Below are 201 nucleotides of genomic sequence, written 5' to 3'. Positions count from 1 at the left end.
ATACCACATTGCTGCGGCTTGAAATGGTGCGTGATACATGGATCGAACATGTGACCCCTGCCGTGTGAAGGCAGTGCTCTACCGCTGAGCTAATCACGCTAAATCTGCATTGCTGCAAATTCAAAATGGTGGGTGATACATGGATCGAACATGTGACCCCTGCCGTGTGAAGGCAGTGCTCTACCGCTGAGCTAATCACCC

The 201-nt window shown here is 51.2% G+C and carries 2 tRNA genes; both read right to left on the bottom strand.

The features are described 5' to 3' along the window. Positions 1 to 24: 24 nt before the first annotated feature. A tRNA-Val gene (locus AC27VO_RS16590) sits at positions 25 to 99 on the bottom strand. 27 nt (positions 100 to 126) lie between these two features. Continuing rightward, a tRNA-Val gene (locus AC27VO_RS16585) sits at positions 127 to 201 on the bottom strand.

The organism is Comamonas sp. 14P8.1.4, assembly GCF_057799285.1.
The sequence above is the reverse complement of the archived record's forward strand: the minus strand, read 5'-3'. Positions and strand labels throughout refer to the sequence as shown.